This is a genomic window from Algoriphagus halophilus, assembly GCF_041729275.1.
Classification (GTDB): Bacteria; Bacteroidota; Bacteroidia; order Cytophagales; family Cyclobacteriaceae; genus Algoriphagus; species Algoriphagus halophilus_A.
In genome coordinates this window covers 253,372-272,631 of record NZ_CP146486.1, presented here as the reverse complement: position 1 = coordinate 272,631, position 19,260 = coordinate 253,372, and the positions used below count along the sequence as shown (strand labels likewise).

Annotated in this window: 11 protein-coding genes and 3 pseudogenes; 12 read left to right on the top strand and 2 right to left on the bottom strand. The window is 38.8% G+C overall.

The features are described from left to right. Nucleotides 1-123 precede the first annotated feature (123 nt). The 11 genes and pseudogenes from V8V91_RS01460 (at nt 124) to V8V91_RS01410 (ending at nt 14,468) form a co-directional block, all read left to right on the top strand. Nucleotides 124-2,364: a TonB-dependent receptor gene (locus tag V8V91_RS01460; RefSeq protein WP_373398439.1), complete on the top strand. Its 2,241-nt coding sequence runs from the start codon at nt 124-126 to the stop codon at nt 2,362-2,364. A gap of 4 nt (nt 2,365-2,368) precedes the next feature. Then, nucleotides 2,369-3,513: pseudogene (locus V8V91_RS01455) on the top strand (acyl-CoA dehydrogenase family protein). Continuing rightward, nucleotides 3,510-4,436 (top strand): AMP-binding protein, encoded by a 927-nt coding sequence (locus V8V91_RS01450; RefSeq protein WP_373398438.1) that lies wholly within the window; start codon nt 3,510-3,512, stop codon nt 4,434-4,436. Before V8V91_RS01455 ends, V8V91_RS01450 begins: the two are co-directional and overlap by 4 nt. Next, nucleotides 4,328-5,044, top strand: a complete 717-nt coding sequence (locus tag V8V91_RS01445) for an AMP-binding protein (protein WP_373398437.1) — start codon at nt 4,328-4,330, stop codon at nt 5,042-5,044. The genes V8V91_RS01450 and V8V91_RS01445 overlap by 109 nt, the downstream gene beginning before the upstream one ends. Nucleotides 5,045-5,065: 21 nt before the next feature. Further along, nucleotides 5,066-5,827 carry a phytanoyl-CoA dioxygenase family protein gene (locus tag V8V91_RS01440; protein ID WP_373398436.1) on the top strand — a complete coding sequence of 254 codons (762 nt, stop codon included), beginning with the start codon at nt 5,066-5,068 and terminating at the stop codon, nt 5,825-5,827. Further along, entirely contained in the window at nt 5,827-6,057 is a 231-nt protein-coding gene (locus V8V91_RS01435) for an acyl carrier protein (RefSeq protein ID WP_373398435.1), read from the top strand. The genes V8V91_RS01440 and V8V91_RS01435 overlap by 1 nt, the downstream gene beginning before the upstream one ends. A gap of 3 nt (nt 6,058-6,060) precedes the next feature. Then, a complete protein-coding gene (locus V8V91_RS01430; protein WP_373398434.1) occupies nt 6,061-8,106 on the top strand; it encodes a condensation domain-containing protein in 2,046 nt (681 codons plus the stop codon). Between the two features lie 5 nt (nt 8,107-8,111). After that, entirely contained in the window at nt 8,112-10,139 is a 2,028-nt protein-coding gene (locus tag V8V91_RS01425; protein WP_373400842.1) for an AMP-binding protein, read from the top strand. A gap of 118 nt (nt 10,140-10,257) precedes the next feature. Next, nucleotides 10,258-11,723 (top strand): annotated as a pseudogene (locus V8V91_RS01420) (DASS family sodium-coupled anion symporter). Nucleotides 11,724-12,421: 698 nt separating this feature from the next. Then, nucleotides 12,422-13,789, top strand: a complete 1,368-nt coding sequence (locus V8V91_RS01415; protein WP_373398433.1) for a sensor histidine kinase — start codon at nt 12,422-12,424, stop codon at nt 13,787-13,789. 1 nt (nt 13,790) lies between these two features. After that, the gene (locus V8V91_RS01410) at nt 13,791-14,468 is read left to right on the top strand and encodes a LytR/AlgR family response regulator transcription factor (protein WP_373398432.1); all 678 of its coding nucleotides are present in this window, start codon (nt 13,791-13,793) and stop codon (nt 14,466-14,468) included. A 251-nt stretch (nt 14,469-14,719) separates the two neighbouring features. Here the strand turns inward: V8V91_RS01410 and V8V91_RS01405 are convergent, their stop codons facing one another. Next, the gene (locus V8V91_RS01405) at nt 14,720-14,884 is read right to left on the bottom strand and encodes a helix-turn-helix domain-containing protein (protein ID WP_373400841.1); all 165 of its coding nucleotides are present in this window, start codon (nt 14,882-14,884) and stop codon (nt 14,720-14,722) included. 545 nt (nt 14,885-15,429) lie between these two features. Continuing rightward, nucleotides 15,430-15,594: pseudogene (locus V8V91_RS01400) on the bottom strand (AraC family transcriptional regulator); the annotation flags it as partial. A 170-nt stretch (nt 15,595-15,764) separates the two neighbouring features. Between V8V91_RS01400 and V8V91_RS01395 the strand changes: the two are divergent. Further along, on the top strand, nt 15,765-19,259 hold the full coding sequence (locus V8V91_RS01395; protein WP_373398431.1) for a PVC-type heme-binding CxxCH protein: 3,495 nt from the start codon (nt 15,765-15,767) through the stop codon (nt 19,257-19,259). Nucleotide 19,260: the final 1 nt, after the last annotated feature.

The window sequence follows — 19,260 nt, the reverse complement described above, 5'->3', positions numbered from 1 at the left end:
AATTTTGTTGAACTAATTATTAATTTTTTTAAAACAAAATCTCCAATAATGAAGTAAGGTTTCAGAAACTATTTCTTAACCCCTTTCGAAAGGTTTTTTTGAGTTAACCCTAAAAGTATATCTATGTTTAAAACAGTACTCTCCTCCATCGTTCTATTCATTTTTACAGAAACTATTGTAAATGCACAAGCACTAAAGGGCCGAGTTTTAGACCGAGCAAGTTCCCCAATAATCGGAGCCTATATTATCCATATTTCTTCTGAACATCACGCTCACACCAACGAGTCTGGTTATTTTGTGCTCCCGGGAGTTAAAGATGGAGATTCCCTCCAAGTAAGTCATATAGGATACGAACCTCAGATAATAGTAGTAAGTAATCTTTCAAGAGAGGTTACTGTGCGGATGGATGAAACAGCTATTGAACTTGGAGAGGTAGTCTTTAGTCAAGAAGTGAATCCAGTTAATACCCTTTCCCGAATTGATCTTAAAACAAATCCGGTAAACACATCTCAGGATATATTGAGAAAAGTACCTGGGTTATTTATAGGACAACATGCCGGAGGTGGTAAAGCTGAACAAATTTTCTTGCGTGGATTTGATATTGACCATGGAACTGATATAAATATCACGGTCGATGGAATGCCGGTCAACATGGTTTCTCATGCGCACGGGCAAGGATATTCAGATCTACACTTCTTAATACCGGAAACAGTGGAGCGAGTAGATTTTGACAAAGGCCCCTATAATGCCGATAAAGGGAATTTTGCTACTGCAGGCTATGTAAACTTCCAAACCAAAAGAGGTTTGGATAAAAGTTCTGTTTCGGTACAAGGAGGAAGCTTCAATAGTGTCCGTACGGTTGGGCTTTTTAACCTAATCAATGACAAAAAAAACAATGCCTATGTCGCGGCAGAATACTTGGCAAGTGATGGTCCATTTGAGTCCAGTCAGAATTTCAACCGATTAAACCTAATGGGGCGATATGGTCTAACATTGGAAGACGGAAGTGATATCAGCTTAATTGCATCACATTTTACCAGTAAGTGGGATGCTTCAGGTCAGATACCGGTTCGTGCGGTACAAAGTGGACAGATCACCAATTTTGGAGCTTTAGATGATACAGAGGGAGGTTATACGAGTAGAACAAACATTGCTCTCAATCATACCAAGCTAATTAATGACCGATTATTTATTAAGAACAACGCCTACTATTCTACTTATGATTTTGAGCTATTTTCAAACTTTACATTCTTCTTGGAAGATTCTGTAAATGGTGATCAAATCCGACAGCGCGAAAACCGGGCGATTTTTGGAGCAGAAAGTCAGCTTACTTATAGCAATACATTCAATGGGGGTGAATATGCACTTCAAGTTGGTGTAGGACTTAGAAATGATGATATCCGTGATAATGAATTAGCCGGAACAAAAAACAGAGATAGTGTTCGGTTTGTCACTCAAAGAGGTGACATCACTGAGTCGAATTATTACAGTTATGTAAATTTTGATCTTTACTTGAAAAAGCTACGGATCAATCCAGGAGTTAGAGTTGATTATTTTAATTATTTATACCAAGATGATCTCACCCCTGAATATGATCCACAATCTTTATCAGCTGCCGTAGTAAGTCCGAAACTTAACTTCATTTACACCGTCAATGAAGACGTACAAGTATTTTTAAAATCTGGCATTGGCTTTCACTCAAACGACACTCGTTTGGTATTGGAAAGGCCTAATAATGAATCCATACTTCCCAGAGCATTTGGGGCTGATTTAGGAGGTAACTTTAAGTTATGGCCAAGATTGATCGTAAATGGGGCTCTTTGGTATTTAAGGCTTGAACAGGAATTTGTTTATGTAGGTGATGCCGGCATAGTGGAAGCAAGTGGAAGAACCGCAAGAAGGGGAATAGACTTGGGATTACGTTGGCAAGCAAACAAGTGGATCTACTTAGATGGGGATTTTACCTACTCTTATGCGAGAAGCATAGATGACCCTGAAGGAAATAATTTCATCCCATTGGCACCAAGAATTACTACCACAGGAGGATTGAGTTTTGAAAAGGATGGTTTTGCAGGTGCCTTACGAGCCAGGTATTTACAGGATCGCCCTGCTAATGAAGACAATAGTGTTGTCGCAGAAGGGTATACCGTATTGGATATGAATGCCAGCTATACTTTTAATGCCATCACTTTTGGTTTTTTCATAGAAAACCTGCTTAATACAGATTGGAAAGAAACTCAATTTGATACAGAATCTAGAATAAGACTTGCAAATGGAAACCTCGAACCAAGTCCGGTTAGTGAAATTCATTTTACTCCTGGTACTCCATTCAATTTTAGAGGTTTTGTGAAATTCACATTTTAATTAAATGGATTTTAACTGGAGCAAAGAACAAATAGAATTACGGGAGAAAGCCAAGGCTTTCTCAGAGAAAAATCTGAATAAAGATATTTCTCAAAAAGATCGTAATAATATATTTCCGGAGGAAGAGTGGAAGAAATGTGCCGATTTCGGAGTGTTGGGTTGGCCTTTTAAAAAGGAATACGGAGGAGGTGGTTTTGATCCTCTTACCACGGTGTTGATGCTCGAAGGACTAGGCTATGGGAGTAAAGACAATGGTTTACCCTTTTCTCTCAATTCCCAAATTTGGAGCACCCAGGTAGCAATCAATGCTTTTGGAACAGAGGAACAAAAGCAAAAGTATTTGACGAGATTGATCTTAGGTACGATTGGAGCTTTTGGAATAACCGAAGAGGGCTCTGGTTCCGATACCTATGCCCTGGAAATGACTGCTGAGAAAGTGGAGGGCGGATATATCCTTAATGGGGAAAAGCATTACATCACCTTGGCCCCTATTTGTGAAATAGCAGTTGTTTTTGCTACCACCAATGGTAAGTTAGGCAAGTGGGGTATTACGGCTTTCATTGTGGACAAAACCATGGAGGGCTTCACTAGTAGTGAGGTTCGGGATAAGGTAGGAATGAGAACCACACCGATGGGGAATCTCTATTTAAAAAACTGTTTTGTTCCGGATGAAAACCGATTGGGAAGAGAAGGCTCAGGTTTAAGCCTCTTTAGTTCAGCAATGGAATCAGAACGGGGCTATATTTTTGCAAGTCAGATAGGAAGAATGGAAAAGCAATTAGAATTATCAATTGCCTACGCCAACGAACGCAAATCGTTTGGGCAAAGCATTGGTAAATATCAATCCATTTCCAACCGAATTGCCAATATGAGGCTCAGACTTGAAACCTCAAAAATGCATCTTTACAAGGTCGCTTATTTGGATAAAAATGATTTGCCATTAATTCGAGAAGCTGCCATGGCAAAACTATACATCAGTGAAGCTTTTGTAGAATCCAGTCTGGATTTCATTAAATTTTTGGGGCGAAAGGAGTGGTTACAGAATATGAAGTAGAACGTGATCTTCGAGATGGATTGGGAGGATTGATATACTCTGGTACATCAGATATTCAAAGGAATATTATTGCTAAATTGGATGGATTACTATGAATTCTACTAGTCAATTGTTAAGTGAACTCATCGCAATTGGAGCAAAAGAGACTCCAAACAAAATAGCTTTTAAAAGCGCTGAATCCCAGATCACCTATCAGGAATTAGAATCGAGAAGCAACCAACTAGCAAATTGGCTTGTAGAAAACCATGTAAAAAAAGGAGACCGTGTTGGGATTCTTATTGAGAAAAATGTGTTTACGGCCTATGCAATCTATGGCATCTTAAAAGCGGGAGCTGTTTTAGTGGCTTTGGACCCAAGCCAACCTAGCGAAAGGCTTAATGCAATTATTGCAGATTGTGATATCAAAATAGTTCTCACCATCCCCTCTCACCAACGCATCATAGATCAGATTGATACCCAAAATTTACTAGTGGTAGGGTCAAATCAAGGCGTTTCTTGGGATACCATCTTTCAACAAGTAAGTAATTCCCCTCTGGATTTAGATATAGAACCTAGCGACCTTGCATATATCCTGTACACTTCGGGCTCTACCGGAGAACCTAAAGGAATTGTCCATACCCATGCAAGCGGAATGGCTTATGCCAGGCAATCTACCTTGCTATATGAAGTTTCTGAAAATGATATCATTGGAAATGTCGCTTCTTTACATTTTGATCAAAGTACCTTTGGATACTTTTCAGCCATGTTTGCCGGTTGTACTACCTATCTTTTCAATACCAGCGAATTAGTCATGCTTGGGAGTTTTTGTGAGGCGGTTAGAGCAAATGGAATTACCATTTTGTATTCTGTCCCTTCCCTCTTCATTTCATTGATTGAGGGAGGATTTGATTTAGATTTTCCTTCGGTGAGATGGATAAAATATGGAGGAGAATCCTTTCCGTCCATCAAATTAAACGAGTTACTACTAAAAAAGTTCCAAACTCGAAGATTTCAAATGTTTATGGGCCTGCCGAAGTAAATCAATGTACATATTTTACTATTTCAAAGCCTATAGAAATTGATAAAGAAGTACCTATAGGTCAGGTTTGGGAGAATACCAGCTATCTCATTTTGAATTCGGAAGACCAGCAAGTTGCTCCCGGTGAACAAGGAGAATTTCTAGTTCATTCTGTTACCATGATGTCAGGCTATTGGAATAATGATGCTTTAACCCAAAAGTCTTTTTATATCGACAGAAATCAAGGAAGAGAAGTTAACTATTATCGAACTGGCGACTATGTTTATTTAAACCAAAATAAAGAGTTGGTATTTGTAGGGAGAATGGATCGTCAGGTGAAGATTAGTGGCTATAGGATTGAACTTGGAGCTATTGAACAGGTTTTAATTCAATGCCCTGAAGTAAAGGATGTAGCTGTTTTCACATGTAAATCAAATGGCATGAGAGAATTATGTGCGGCAATCGTACCAAAGGAGAAGCCGTTTGACCATAATTTATTGAGAAAGAGATTAATAAAACTTCTCCCGAAGACAAGTATTCCAAAACACTTCTTTGAAGTACAATCCCTACCCCACTCAGTCAACGGAAAAGTTCATTATCGGAAATTGGAAAAACAGTTTTCTAATTAAAACAGAGAAGTGATAGAAATTATGCTTAGTCAAGAGCAAATCAATACATATCATCAACAAGGCTATTTACAGATAAGTAATTGGCTGAAGGGAAAAGAATTGGATCAGATCATACAGGCAATTGAAAAAATTGAACAACTGGACGGACCTGAATTTTTCAGAGAAAAATCCTCTGGAAAAATCCGTACCATTTTTGCGCCTGAAAAGTTCGATTCTTCTATTCTTGCACTACTTGAGAATTCCTCATTACCAAAAATCATTGAGCAGCTTTTGAATACAGATTTTTACTTATTTCAGTCAAAACTTAACACTAAAAGTAGCCTAGAATCAGGTGTTTGGAGCTGGCATCAAGATTTTAAATTTTGGAAAGAGGATGGAATGATTGCTCCTAATGCTCTGACCGTTGCAATTTTGCTATCCGACGTAGAGGTAGCGAATGGCCCCATATTAGCGATACCCTCTTCTCAAAAAGAAGGAGAAGTGGAATCGTACCTAAATAATCCAGATGGAGTACATGATGAGAATTTGAAATATATGATTACTCAAAGTACCTTATCGGAAATGGTTAAAAAATACAGTCCCATAATTCCATTTACCGGAAATGCAGGAGACATTCATATTTTCCATTGTAATTTACTCCATAGCTCTTATCAAAACATGGGAGTAATTGACAGAAAGCTATTAATGTTCACGTTCAACCCAACTGATAATATAAAAGAAGTTTCAGATCCAAGACCTGAATATATGGTCAAAAGGAACCTCACAGCCTTAAATCCAAAGTAATGGTAGAAGAAATTACAAATTATATACATGAGGAAATCGATGTCCTTGTCAACCAAGAAGAAGAACTATTGAGCAGTGGTTTGATTGATAGCATTACGATTATGAAACTCATTGCTCATTTGGAAGAGAGGTATGAAATTAAAGTACCCCCTCAGGATATGGTGATTGAAAATTTTAATTCAGTCCTTTCCATTACAGAATATATTGCCCAGCAGCAGAAAAATAGATAAAGATTGCAAGTATCAACAAACTCTATTTCCAGCCTAACTGGAAGTCAGCAAAGTATTTGGGCTAGTCAGAAGCTCGATCCTAGCTCCAATTCAAACTACCTTCCCCATACATTTGAAATAAATGGTGAAATAGATCCCTCTACTTTTCAATTAGCATTTAAACGCCTAATTGCAAATCATGATTGTCTGAGAACAGTTTTTCATGAAAATAAGGATTCAGTTGTTGAACAAATTGTATTACCCCAATTAGAATTTAATCTTCCGTTTGAGAAAATTCCCAATGCGTCGCTTGATGCTTTCATCGAATCTCGGATTCATACTCCAATAGACCTTACTGAGAAATGCTTCGATTCCATCCTACTAAAAGTTGAAGAGGGAATTTTTATTTGGTATTTGAATATTCACCACATACTAGCTGATGCAACGACCTTTAAAGTTTTGTTTGAGGCATTAGGGAAGGGCTATGATTCGGAAATAAAGAACATTGAAAATGATTCCGGAAATCAAGTCAGCTTTAAAGAATATAGGGAGTTTGAGCAGCAAAAACGAGAAAACAAAAATACCCCAGCTGCTGAATATTGGAAGTCAAAGGGACAAATTCCTGTTAAGGAGTTATCCCTCTATGGAAATCTTAAATCTGAAACCCGAACCAAGGCGAGAAGGGTAAAAATCCCAATAAGTACAGAAATAAAAGGGCTTTTAGAGGAAAAGCTAACTACAGAAGCCTATAGATCCTTCAATCCTGACCTGACAAAATTCACGATTTGGTCTACAATTTTTGCAGCCTTTATCTCCAGGATTTCAGGTGAATCTGCCTTACGGCTGGGAAGTCCTTTCCCCAACCGCAACCTCGGTAAATTCAAAAACACCACAGGCCTGCTCATTGAGGTATTGCCCCTTGATATTCAGGTAGACATGGAAGAATCCTTCCTAAGCCTTTTTGGGAAAGTGAGGCAAGAGCAATTCGACTTTTTTAAAAATGGCTATCCTGGTGCCCAAACTTTAGAAAGCATTAGAGGAATTCAAACAGTAGTAAATTATATCCCCCTTTATTTTGGTGATTTTGGAGAAATTCCGACCAGCACAAAATGGCATTTTCCAGGGCATATGGACGCAGGTCATCGAATTCGTTTTCAGGCATTTGATTTTAATGATCAATCAAACCTTGATTATTACTTCGATATCAATGAAGCCTATTTTACCCCAAAACAAATAGAACTTCTCCCCTTCCACTTTGGAAAAATGATTCGGGCTTTTGTCACAGATGACCAATCAAAAATCGCAGAGGTAAAACTTGTTTCAGATAAGGAGGAAAAGGAGCTTATCCAAAAGAGTATAAGCCAAAAGGGCAATTCCATCACTTTTGATGAGCTTATTAAACCTGTTTTTGAATGGAATTCAAATGCCCCAGCCTTACTATTGGGAGATAAAACCCTTTCTTACCAAGAACTAAGATCATTGGTAAATAAGGAGGTAGAAATACTTAATATCCAAGGAGTTAAAAAACAGGATATAGTGGTTGTACACAAAGAAAGATCCTTCGAATATATCATCTCTGTCCTTTCTATTTTAAAGCTTGGAGCCACATTTGTCCCTATGCCCGTGGATCTTCCGCAAAGAAGAATGGAAGGAATTTTGGCAGATTTGAAACCTAGGTTGCTAATTAGTACTTCGCTAGAATTTGAATCCTATTCAGTAATGGATATCAAGCTAGATGATCTTCTTTCTTATGAACTTAAGAATCAAGTTATAGACTTATCACATGATCCAAATCGAACCGGGTATATTCTTTTCACTTCCGGATCTACAGGAAAACCAAAAGGTGTTGAAGTCTCGGTCAGTTCTTTGGCAAATTATTTAACAGAGGCAAAAAAATTATACAGCAGAGGTCAGGAAGTACATATGCCTTTCTTTACTTCCATAGGTTTTGATTTGACCATTACATCCCTATTTCTACCATTGATTTCTGGAGGATCCATTCATATTTATCCAGAAAAGAAAATTGGTCCTGACGTATCTATTTTGGAGGTTATTAAGAACGAAATCTAAACACCATTAAACTTACCCCCTCCCATGCGAGAATAATCCAGGAAACTTTCTTAAAAGGTTCGACGCTCAATACGGTGATTTTTGGAGGAGAGAATCTTGAAACTAAACTCGCTTCCAGCTTCCAAAAACTACTACCTGTAGGAGCAGAAATATTTAATGAATATGGTCCTACAGAAGCAACAGTAGGCTGTATTGTCCACAAATATAATCCGAAAGAAACAGCACCTTCAGTTCCCATAGGAAAACCTATCCCGGGATGTAACTATTACATTTTGGATGAGAAATTAAACCCGGTTCCGCAGGGCGTTCAGGGAACCTTATTTCTAGGAGGTGAAGTACTTGCCCTAGGATATTTTAACAATCCCCATCGCACAGCCGAATCCTTTATAAAGAATCCATTTCAATTAGATGAAATGATCTATAAGACCGGTGATTTGGTTCGTTTGAATGCCTCGGGTATACTCGAATATGATGGTAGGATAGATGAACAGATAAAATTGAATGGTGTTAGGATAGAATCAGCTGAATTGGAGATATTGATTTCCAAATTCCCAAAAATAGAGGAAGCACATATCGTCGTCGCTGATTCAAATGAGAATTTATACCAGGCACCTGATTTTTACTGTAAGAATTGTGGGATTCCATCTAATTATCCAGATGCTTCCTTTAATGAAGAAGGAGTCTGCAATTTGTGTGAATCCTTTGAAGAATATCAGAAAAATGTGGCCTCCTACTTTAAATCCATGGATAACCTGAAATCGGAGATTTTAAGTTTGGGAGAAAACAAAGAAAAAGAATACGATTGTCTGATGCTATTAAGTGGAGGAAAAGACAGTAGTTATGCGTTGGCTAAATTGGTAGAACTTGGACTTCATGTGCTGGCTTGGACACTTGACAATGGGTTTATCTCTGAAAATGCCAAAGAGAATATCAATAATACAGTAAATAAACTCGGGGTTGATCATCTATATGGTAGTACAGATGCCATGAACGCCATTTTCAGAGACAGTTTAGAAAGACATCAAAACGTGTGTAATGGCTGTTTTAAAACCGTTTACACCCTCAGCACTAAACTGGCCCTCGAAAAAAATATTCCAGTGATTGTGACAGGTCTTTCAAGAGGACAGTTTTTTGAAACAAGGTTGACTGAAGAACTTTTCTTAAAAGATCACTTTGATCCAGCGGATATAGATCAAATCATCCTAGAGACTCGAAAATCCTATCACCGAAGCAAAGATGCTGTGAGTGAGTATTTGGATGTATCGATGTTTGAAACAGACGAAGTATTTACCAAGGTCTCCTTTGTTGATTTTTATAGATTCAGTGATGTAAGCCTTTCGGAAATGTATGCTTATCTGGAAGAGAAAATTGGGTGGAGAAGACCAAAGGATACTGGCCGAAGCACCAATTGCATCATAAATGATTTGGGGATTTTTGTTCACAAGCGGAAAAAAGGATACCACAACTATGCATTTCCTTATAGCTGGGATGTGCGTGTTGGTCATAAAAAGCGAGAGGAGACCATAGATGAGTTAAATGATGAGCTCAGTACCGAGGAGATTGCAAAACTCATGCATGAAATCGGCATGCAGGAACAGACATTTCATTCAAAAGAAATCAGGGCCTACTTCAAAGCTTCTTCTCAGGTAGACAAAACTGAATTGATGGATTACCTAAAGTCTTTTCTTCCAACGAACATGATTCCATCTACTTTTATCCAAGTTGACTCCTTCCCTCTCACCTCCAATGGAAAAGTAGATAAACAGGCATTATTAAGAAGTCAGACTAAAAGTACTCCTACAAAGAACAAAGCTATTACAAAACCCAAAAATAAAATTGAGGAGCTTGTGCATGGAACTTGGTGTTCGGTATTAAAATTGGACAGTATTGATGTGACAGATTCCTTTATTCCATTGGGTGGAAATTCCCTATCTGCGATACGGATCGTTTCTCTTTTGAGCAAAAGACTCAACCTGGAAGTATCCATTCAAGACTTTTTGAACAGGATACCATTCGTAAACTTTCTGCATTAATAGAAGCGGAAATCAAGAAACGAATGGGTGTTGCTTAAGCGACTAATTCGGAATTTTGAGATTTCATTTTTTACCCTGTCAAAAAATATGTGTTGAAAAGTTTTAGCTTTGAAGCTTTATGGAAATCAAGATCAAATCATTGGGGCTGTACTTGGGGCCTTTAGCTTTCGTTTTAATTAATTTTTTGGCAGTTTTTAATGGCTTAAATCCTGCTGCTCAATCCATGTTGGCCCTCGCTGCATGGATGGCCATTTGGTGGATTTCGGAAGCTTTGCCTATTGCAGCTACTGCCTTTCTACCTTTGATCTTGATGCCATTGTTGAAAATACTTCCGATAGCAGACGTATCCGAAAATTACATGCATCCCACAGTCCTGTTATATATGGGAGGATTTTTGTTGGCCACTGGAATCGAAAAATGGAATTTGCACCGCAGGATTGCATTGAATATCATCCATTTATTAGGTACTGATTTACGCCGCATTGTTTTGGGATTTATCCTGGCCACGGGTATTTTATCCATGTGGATTTCCAATTCTGCAACTTCTTTGATGATGCTTCCCATTGGTTTGGCCGTGGTCAATCAGTTTAAAAGTCAATTGGGTGAATCCAACACCTCCATCGCAGATCGATTGGGAAAAACATCATGCTGGGAATCGCCTATAGTGCTTCAATTGGTGGTTTGGCAACCCTTATCGGGACCCCAACCAATGCCATTATGGCTGCGGTAATCAATGATTTATACGGCTATTCCATCGGATTCAATGAATGGATGGCATTTGGATTGCCTTTGGTAGCTGTTTTATTGATGATTTGCTGGTATTACCTGGTAAGTTCCGCCAATCCCCTCCCTAAAAGTTTCAGCCTTCCTGATGGCAAAAACATCATCGGCTCTCAACTAAAAGCTTTGAGAAAGATCAGTTATGAAGAAAAATCCGTGATGATCGTATTTGGAACGGTCTGTTTGGCCTGGATTTTAAGAAGTTTTGTGTTAGTCAAGTTGCTTCCAGGCATAGACGATACCATCATTGTTTTGATAGGGGTGGTTTTATTGTTTATCCTTCCTTCCTCCTCTGGAGAAGATCGAATTTTGGACTGGAAAACCGCCGAACGTATTCCATGGGGCGTCTTGATCTTATTTGGTGGTGGATTGGCTTTGGCGGCCGGATTCAAAGAAACAGGATTAGCAGAATGGATCGGTCAACGATTTACTTTAATTGAAGGAATTTCTTTCTTCTTCTTATTATTCATCATCATTGCTTCGGTCAACTTCCTCACCGAAGTCACCTCCAATGTAGCCACTGCCTCCATGTTGCTGCCAATATTAGCTTCTGTGGCTTTCAAGCTCGATTTACATCCCTTTGGATTAATGGTGGGCGCCACTCTGGCTGCTTCCTGCGCCTTTATGTTACCTGTTGCCACCCCTCCTAATGCGGTAGTGTTCGGTTCGGGTTATTTACAGATGAAAGATATGGCGAGTGCTGGTTTTTGGCTGAACATCATCTCCATTGTTTTGGTCACCTTGATGGTCTACTTTGTATTGCCTTGGATGTGGGGAATTGACTTGATTGGAAACCCGTTTTGATGTCATTGCGAGCCTGCCTTCCGGTAGGCAGGGAGGCATCAAGCCGACGTGGAAATCTCAATTTATTTTCATTACCTATTAAAAAAATTATGCCCACTGATAATTGAATGTCGGGATTGCTTCGTTTTGCTCGCAATGACGATAAATTGGAAGAATTTGGTTACTAAAGACAGATCACAAACCTACTACTGGAATCCCCCTAGCCCCCTTGACAAGGGGGAGTTGCTTCCATTTCATTTAAACTTGCCTTCTTACCGGCTAGGGAGCCTTAATCACTTTTTCGGAAAACTATAGGCTCTACAATTTTACGAGATTGCTTTGTCGTTCCTCCTGGCAAAGACGTTAAAAGAGTTCATTCTGTCAACTGAACACTGACCACTGCTTCCTGATCACTTTTTCCATTTCCGTCCCTCATTATCCCCATTCCGTCACATTCTTTTGTAAAGGCTTTTTAGTCCATGTATTCTTGAACTATCAATTAGAAAGAGAATTCATGAACACCAAGAAAGTCTTTTATTTGCTGATTATTCTGGCATTTATTTACAATTTGCTGATGATTAAATCATGTACCGGCATTTCAGAAAATAGGCAAGAGACTATCGTAAGTTCTAATTCAAATCCAGTTAAAACAAAGTAGTTCAACCTATTTATTTACAATACCTTATGAAATCAAAACAATTTGACTTTCGCTCCATAGAATGGTGGATTACCACCTTGGTGTTTTTGATTATTGTACTGACCAACTTAATGATTGCAGTATCCTCCAATCATTACCCCATGGAGAAATTTTTGGGATTGTCATTCAGCCTATCATCATTTACATCGGTTTCTATGTGATGCATTTAGTGATTATTCCCAAGTATTTAAAGGATAAAAATATCCTTCAATTTATTCTTTACAGTCTGCTGACTGCGGCAGTCATGGGAGCATTATCGGGAGCATGTGCCGGGATTAACCATGTGGGTGCTGAAGGTTACTTCCGCTTCTATTTCAGTACCCTACTGTTATATATTGTTTACCTAGTCACCTCGAATCTCCTGAAAAAGATGTTCTTGCCACCGGTGTTCAAAGATTTTCAATTGTACAATGGAGTACGCTTGTTTATGATCTTTCTCTTTGTAGGCATATTTTTATTCGTTGCACGGATTTTTGTAAATGAAGTCATCTTGATCATTACCATGGTGATTATTCCTGGGATTAGCTTTTTCATCTTCTACAATTATTTTCTGCTTTACCGAAACAAAGAAGCAGGCAAGATCAAGGCCTATCGTTGGTTTCTTTGGGGACTGATCAGCATCATCGCTTTTGTGTTCTTTTTGATTTCCGTGGATGAGAACGTTCCAGAAATCATGCTTTTGGGAGTTGGGATGGTACTCCTACTATTCTTTGTTGTCTTTCCGCTTTCCAATTTGGTTTTCAGAAAATATGAGGATTATATCGGTAAAATAGATACTCTTTCAGTACAGGTCAATCAAAGTTCCGCCAACTTGAGTTTCCTACGCTCCCAAATCAACCCACATTTTCTATTCAATGCCTTGAATACACTCTATGGATCCGCATTGATGGAAAATGCAGAGAAAACTTCCGATGGGATTCAGAAGCTGGGAGATATGATGCGCTTCATGCTGCATGAAAATCAAATGGACAGAATCCCTCTTTCCAGAGAAATAGATTACTTAAGAAACTACTTGGACCTGCAAATGCTACGTTTTGCCAAAGAGGATCACTTGGATGTAACCATTCAGATCAATGAGGAGCATTGTCACGGGGACATCTCTCCCATGCTGTTGATTCCTTTTGTGGAAAACGCCTTTAAACATGGCATCAGTACCAAAAGCAAATCTTGGATCAAAATTAACTTGCGTTGCCTTCAGGGGTCTGTTCATCTGGATGTGGTCAACAGTATGCATCCCAAAAAAGCCACAGAAGATCCCAAGGACGAATCAGGCATTGGTTTGGAGAATGTCAAAAGCCGTTTAGAACATTTTTACCCACAAAAACATAACTTGACCATCGTAGCGAACGACACAGAGCATTTCGTTCACTTATCTGTTCAACTATTATAATATGATTAAAGCAATTGCGATAGATGATGAAAAGATGGCTTTGGAAGTGATAAAAGCACATGCTTCCAAAGTCCCTTTTCTTCATTTGGAAGAAGTCTTTTTGGATGCAATTCAGGCATTGGAATATATGAAAACCAATTCCATTGATTTGATTTTTCTGGACATCAACATGCCGGATATATCCGGGATAGATTTTGCCGAATTACTTCCCAAGGAAACCCTGGTGGTATTTACTACCGCCTATTCAGATTTTGCAGTGAAAGGGTTTGAGTTGGACGCATTGGATTATTTATTAAAACCCTTCAACCTTTCACGCTTTATCAAAGCCTGTCAAAAAGCACAGGAATGGCTGGAATTACAGCCTGGAAAAGAACCCGAGTTTACCTTCATCAAAACCGGAGAAGGCCAAATTCGGTTGGTATTTGAGGAACTATTGTTTTGTGAAGCGAATGGCAACTATGTGACTTTCCAGCTGGAAAACGAAAAAGCCATGAGTAGAATGACTTTGGCAGAGGTAGAGCATCTGCTTCCCTCCTTTTTTATTCGTTCCCACCGTTCATTTTTGGTCAACAGCAAGAAGGTCGATAAAGTGGAAAAACATGTATTGCATTTTGGGGAAAAGTCCGTACCTGTCAGTTTATCCTACATGGATCAGGTCTTGGAATTTTTTAATCAATAGAAGTAATAAATTGTGATTTATGATTTAGGAAATAGGATTTAAAATTACTGATTATTGAAACGGTTCAATAACTTATTCTATAATCCCCTACCAACCCCATTTTAGAGGGGAACTGTTTACCTATTAATTAACATTTCTTCAGTGAGTTAACTGAATACTTTCCACAGTATTTCAGATTTATGATTTTAGATTTCTAACTTTTAAGAACACGGCCAACTGAACTATGATCACTCCAAATAACATATTGACTTCTATTCAAAACTATCCAAATATTCCTTTCGGTATGCAAGAGGAGTTTTGCCAATTCTTTCCTTGAACTGTTTATTGAAATTGGAAAGGGTATTGAATCCACTTTCATAGCAGACTTCAGAAATATTGATTCCTTCTTCATGAAGGAGTTTGCAGGCATGGCTGATTCGTACGTCACTGATAAAATCTGAGAAGGATTTATTGGCTCGGGATTTAAAAACCTACTGAATGCACTCACTGATAAATTGGCCAGAGCAGCTACTTCTTCCAACATGATTTTCTCTTTGTAGTTTTTCATGACATACTCGTACACCTCTCCCATCCGATCCTTTTCGGACTCCTTATTCAAATTGATATACTCCGCATTGGTAATGGGACTGATATCTTTAGAATGTGAGAGATGATTCAATATTTCCAACAATTGAATCAATTGGCTCGAACCTTTCAACTGAACCAGTTTCTTCATTTTGGAAGTAATTTCTTGGTTAGTTTTCCCAGTGATTTCCAAACCTCTTGCGGAAGCTTTCATTAACCTACCTATATCCTCAAATTCCTCCTTTTCAAAAATCCCTTCACCCAGAAAGTTTTCAGGAAAATAGGCCACAATCAAATGAGTATCCAACTCGTTTGCCGGGTCAAAATAAGCGTTGTCCGAGCGCCAAACATGCGGAAGATTTGGTCCTGTCATGACCATATCTCCTTCTTTAAACGGTTTAATATGATCTCCTATGTATCGAGTACCTCTTCCTTTCAATATGACTACCAACTGGTACTCAGGATGAAAATGCCAGTTTTTATCAAAATAAGGCGCAATTAATTCTTGGACTACAAAGACTTTTGAGTCTGGAATACGCGATTTTTTGAGTGGATTCTTCATAAATTTTAGCTGAGTTATGCTGTATTTTGAAGTGATTTATTTACAAATAGGGCAAAATTCAGTCATAAATCAAATCAATACAGTGAGAAATTTGGGAAATTTATATAGAATATTGGTTTGCAATTGATACATAAACCCATTTTATGAGAATATCCATTAAAATCCCCCCCATGAAACTTTCTTGGTTAGTGACCACTTTGGTCGTTTCGCTTCTTATAAGTTGCGGACAAAAATCTGGCGAGACATTCTTGTCTTCCACTGAGCCTAGACGTGTTGAAATTCTCGTATTAGGCCATGAGAGCGAACATCACAACTCTGAAAAGCTGATGATGTATATTGAAACACCTCTCTTTCAAAAAGGTATAAATCTGACGTACACCACTGATGTAAACGACTTGAATGAAACCAAGTTGAGTAATTACGATGGTTTGTTGATTTATGCCAATCATAATGAAATTACTACGGAGCAGGAAACTGCCTTAAAGGACTTTGTTCAAGGTGGCAAAGCTTTGATTCCGATTCACTCGGCATCTTTCTGCTTCCAAAATTCGCCCTGGTACATTTCTGCAGTAGGAGGTCAGTTTAGTACCCATGGTACTGGAGATTTTACGGTAGATATCATTGATAAGGATCATCCAATTATGGATGGCATCAATGAATTTGAAACATGGGATGAAACTTATGTTCATAGTCAGTTGAACCCTGATATGCATGTACTAATGGAACGAGTAGAAGGAGATCACAAAGAACCTTATACTTGGACTCGAGAAGAAGGAAAAGGTAGAGTTTTTTATACTGCCTATGGTCATAATGAAAAGACTTGGGAGAAAGAAGAGTTTCAGCAACTTGTTGCCAATGGAATCCTTTGGGCTGTAGGAGATAAAGTAAACGAGCTTTTAACAGCTTATAATATTCCTACCCCACAGTTTGAGGACGCGGAGATTCCTAATTATGAAAGAAGAGATCCCGCCCCAAGGTTCCAATTGCCTTTATCTCCAGAAGAATCCATGAAATTGGTGCAGGTACCTGTTGGATTTGAATTGGAGCTTTTTGCTTCCGAACCTATGATCATCAATCCTATTGCATTCACTTGGGATGAAAGAGGTAGATTATTTGTCATTGAAACCACCGATTACCCCAATGAAATCAGAAAAGAGGGTGGAGACGATAAAATCAAAATTTTAGAAGATACTGATGGTGATGGCAAAGCTGATAAAGTAACTGTTTTTGCAGAAGGATTGAATATTCCAACTTCAATTACTGCTGTAAATGGAGGCATGTTGATATCCATGGCTCCTGACTTTGTTTTCTTGAAAGATACGGATGGTGATGATGTGGCTGATGTGAGAGAAACCATCATTACTGGTTGGGGAAAAAGTGATACCCATGCTGGACCTTCCAATTTAAAATATGGGTTTGACAATAAAGTTTGGGGAGTATTAGGATACTCTGGATTCCGTGGTGAGGTAAGTGGCGTTTCTCATTCCTTTAGTCAAGGCGTATATCGATTCGATTTCGACGGTGAAAACCTGGAATATTTAGGACATACTTCCAATAACACTTGGGGACTTGGTTTCACGGAAGATTTTGAAACCTTTATTTCCACAGCCAATGGCCAGCACTCCGTGTATTTCTCCATGGCCAACAACTATTTGAAAAGACCGATTTATCAAGGTTCTGCCAATACTGTTCATGGAATTGACTCCCACTATGATATGCCAAACCTTGAGCCATTTTTAAGACAGGTTGATTATCATGGAGGATATACTGCAGCAGCAGGACATAATTTCTATACGGCACGTAGTTTCCCTAGAGATTATTGGAATAGTTTAGCTTTCGTTGCTGAACCAACAGGACGTGTACTCCACAGAGCTTTGATCAATTCAGATGGTTCAGGTTACAAAGAGAAAAACGGTTTCAATATCTTGGCTAGTTCAGATGAATGGTTTAGCCCTGTTCATGCGGAAGTAGGTCCTGATGGATCGCTTTGGGTAGCCGATTGGTATAACTTCATCATCCAGCACAACCCTACCCCTCGTGGATTTGAAAATGGAGAAGGTAATGCCTATATCAACCCACTTAGGGATAGACAGCATGGTCGGATTTATCGAGTTACTTACAAAGGAGGAGAGCCTTCTAAAACTTTCGATTTGAAAGATGCTAGTGCAGATGAATTGTTGGAGGCACTAGAAAGTGAAAACCTTTTCTGGAGATTAACTGCACAACGATTGATCGTTGAATCTCAAAACAAAGAAGTTATTCCAGGTTTATACAAGCTGATTAATTCACAAGAAGTAGATGCTATTGGAATCAATGGGGCTGCAATTAATGCTCTATGGGCTTTGAAAGGACTTGGGGAATTAGAAGGCACCAATGCAGACGCTCAAAAAATAGTAGAAAAAGCTTTAAGACATCCTTCAGCTGCAGTTAGAAAAAATGCACTTCGTGTCATTCCAAGAAACCCAGACGCACTGTCTTCCATTCTAGCTTCAGACTTGATCAATGATCCGGATTTACATACCAGAAAATATGCTTTCTTGGCCATAGCAGATATGCCTTTTTCTGAAGAGGCCGCTGGTAAATTATTGACAGCTGCAGACAATATGGAGAATCAGGAAGATGATTACATTCCCCAAGCATTATTTGCGGCAGTTCTTTCACATCCTACTGCTTTTGCAGATCGTGATCCAGGAATGGCCATGCATGATATGCCTGATGAGGAAATGAGTTTAGCAGATCGAATTTCCAGAAGTTTGGTAAGCGAACAATATACATTGGATCAACGCAATGCTATTTTATTCCCACCAGATCCAAAAGGTAAAGAGATCGCCATCCGAATGATTCTTTCCAAAGGAGATGTTCCATTAAATGGCATTTTGGTAGCTCAAGGAAATGGTGAAAATGGATATAGCTTGTATATCTACAAAGACCGCTTACACTTTGCTGTAGCCCAAGAAGGAAAGGTTGAAATTATTAGCAGTAGAAAGAACCTTCCTGAAGAGCAATTTACTGTAGATGCCACATTGGTTGAGGATGGAAGTATGAATTTAAAAGTAGATGGAGAAGAAGTAGCTAAAGGTAAAACCAAGGGGTTATTCACTACTTCCTTAACTCCTTCAAGAGTTCGTGTGGGCCAGGATGATAGCAGAAACAGAGTCGGAAAGTATGAAGGAAACTGGTGGTTTGCAGGTAGATTGAGTAACAAGTCTAGTTTGGCCTTAACTGTTCCTGGTTCCGGAGTACAAATGGAAGCTGAAGAGGTAGCTTCAAAACCTGCGGTTGCTGCAAATGGTAACGTAGTCAAAGTTTCTGTAGTTCCTCATGAAATGAAGTTTGACAAAACCTTGATTACTGTGAAAGCGGGAACACAAGTCACCATCGAATTTGAAAACCCTGATTTTATGCAACACAATTTGGTAATAGGCAAGCCAGGTACCATGGACGCAATTGGAGCTGCTGCAGATCAATTGGCGAGAGATCCAAATGGCATTGAAAAAGACTTTATTCCAGATTCTCCAGATATCATTGTTGCTTCTAAACTAGTGGATCCAAATGGCAAGGAATACATCGTATTCAATGTTCCAAATGAACCAGGAGAATATCCATTTGTATGTACAGTACCAGGTCACTGGAGACTTATGAACGGAATAATTAAAGTAGAATAGG

Bases quoted from the DNA above. Each gene is read 5' to 3' on its own strand.
- V8V91_RS01450 (WP_373398438.1), top strand. From the start codon at position 3,510: ATGAATTCTACTAGTCAATTGTTAAGTGAACTCATCGCAATTGGAGCA.
- V8V91_RS01435 (WP_373398435.1), top strand. From the start codon at position 5,827: ATGGTAGAAGAAATTACAAATTATATACATGAGGAAATCGATGTCCTT.
- V8V91_RS01440 (WP_373398436.1), top strand. From the start codon at position 5,066: ATGCTTAGTCAAGAGCAAATCAATACATATCATCAACAAGGCTATTTA.
- V8V91_RS01445 (WP_373398437.1), top strand. From the start codon at position 4,328: ATGGATAAAATATGGAGGAGAATCCTTTCCGTCCATCAAATTAAACGA.
- V8V91_RS01415 (WP_373398433.1), top strand. From the start codon at position 12,422: ATGGTGGATTACCACCTTGGTGTTTTTGATTATTGTACTGACCAACTT.
- V8V91_RS01460 (WP_373398439.1), top strand. From the start codon at position 124: ATGTTTAAAACAGTACTCTCCTCCATCGTTCTATTCATTTTTACAGAA.
- V8V91_RS01410 (WP_373398432.1), top strand. From the start codon at position 13,791: ATGATTAAAGCAATTGCGATAGATGATGAAAAGATGGCTTTGGAAGTG.
- V8V91_RS01395 (WP_373398431.1), top strand. From the start codon at position 15,765: ATGAAACTTTCTTGGTTAGTGACCACTTTGGTCGTTTCGCTTCTTATA.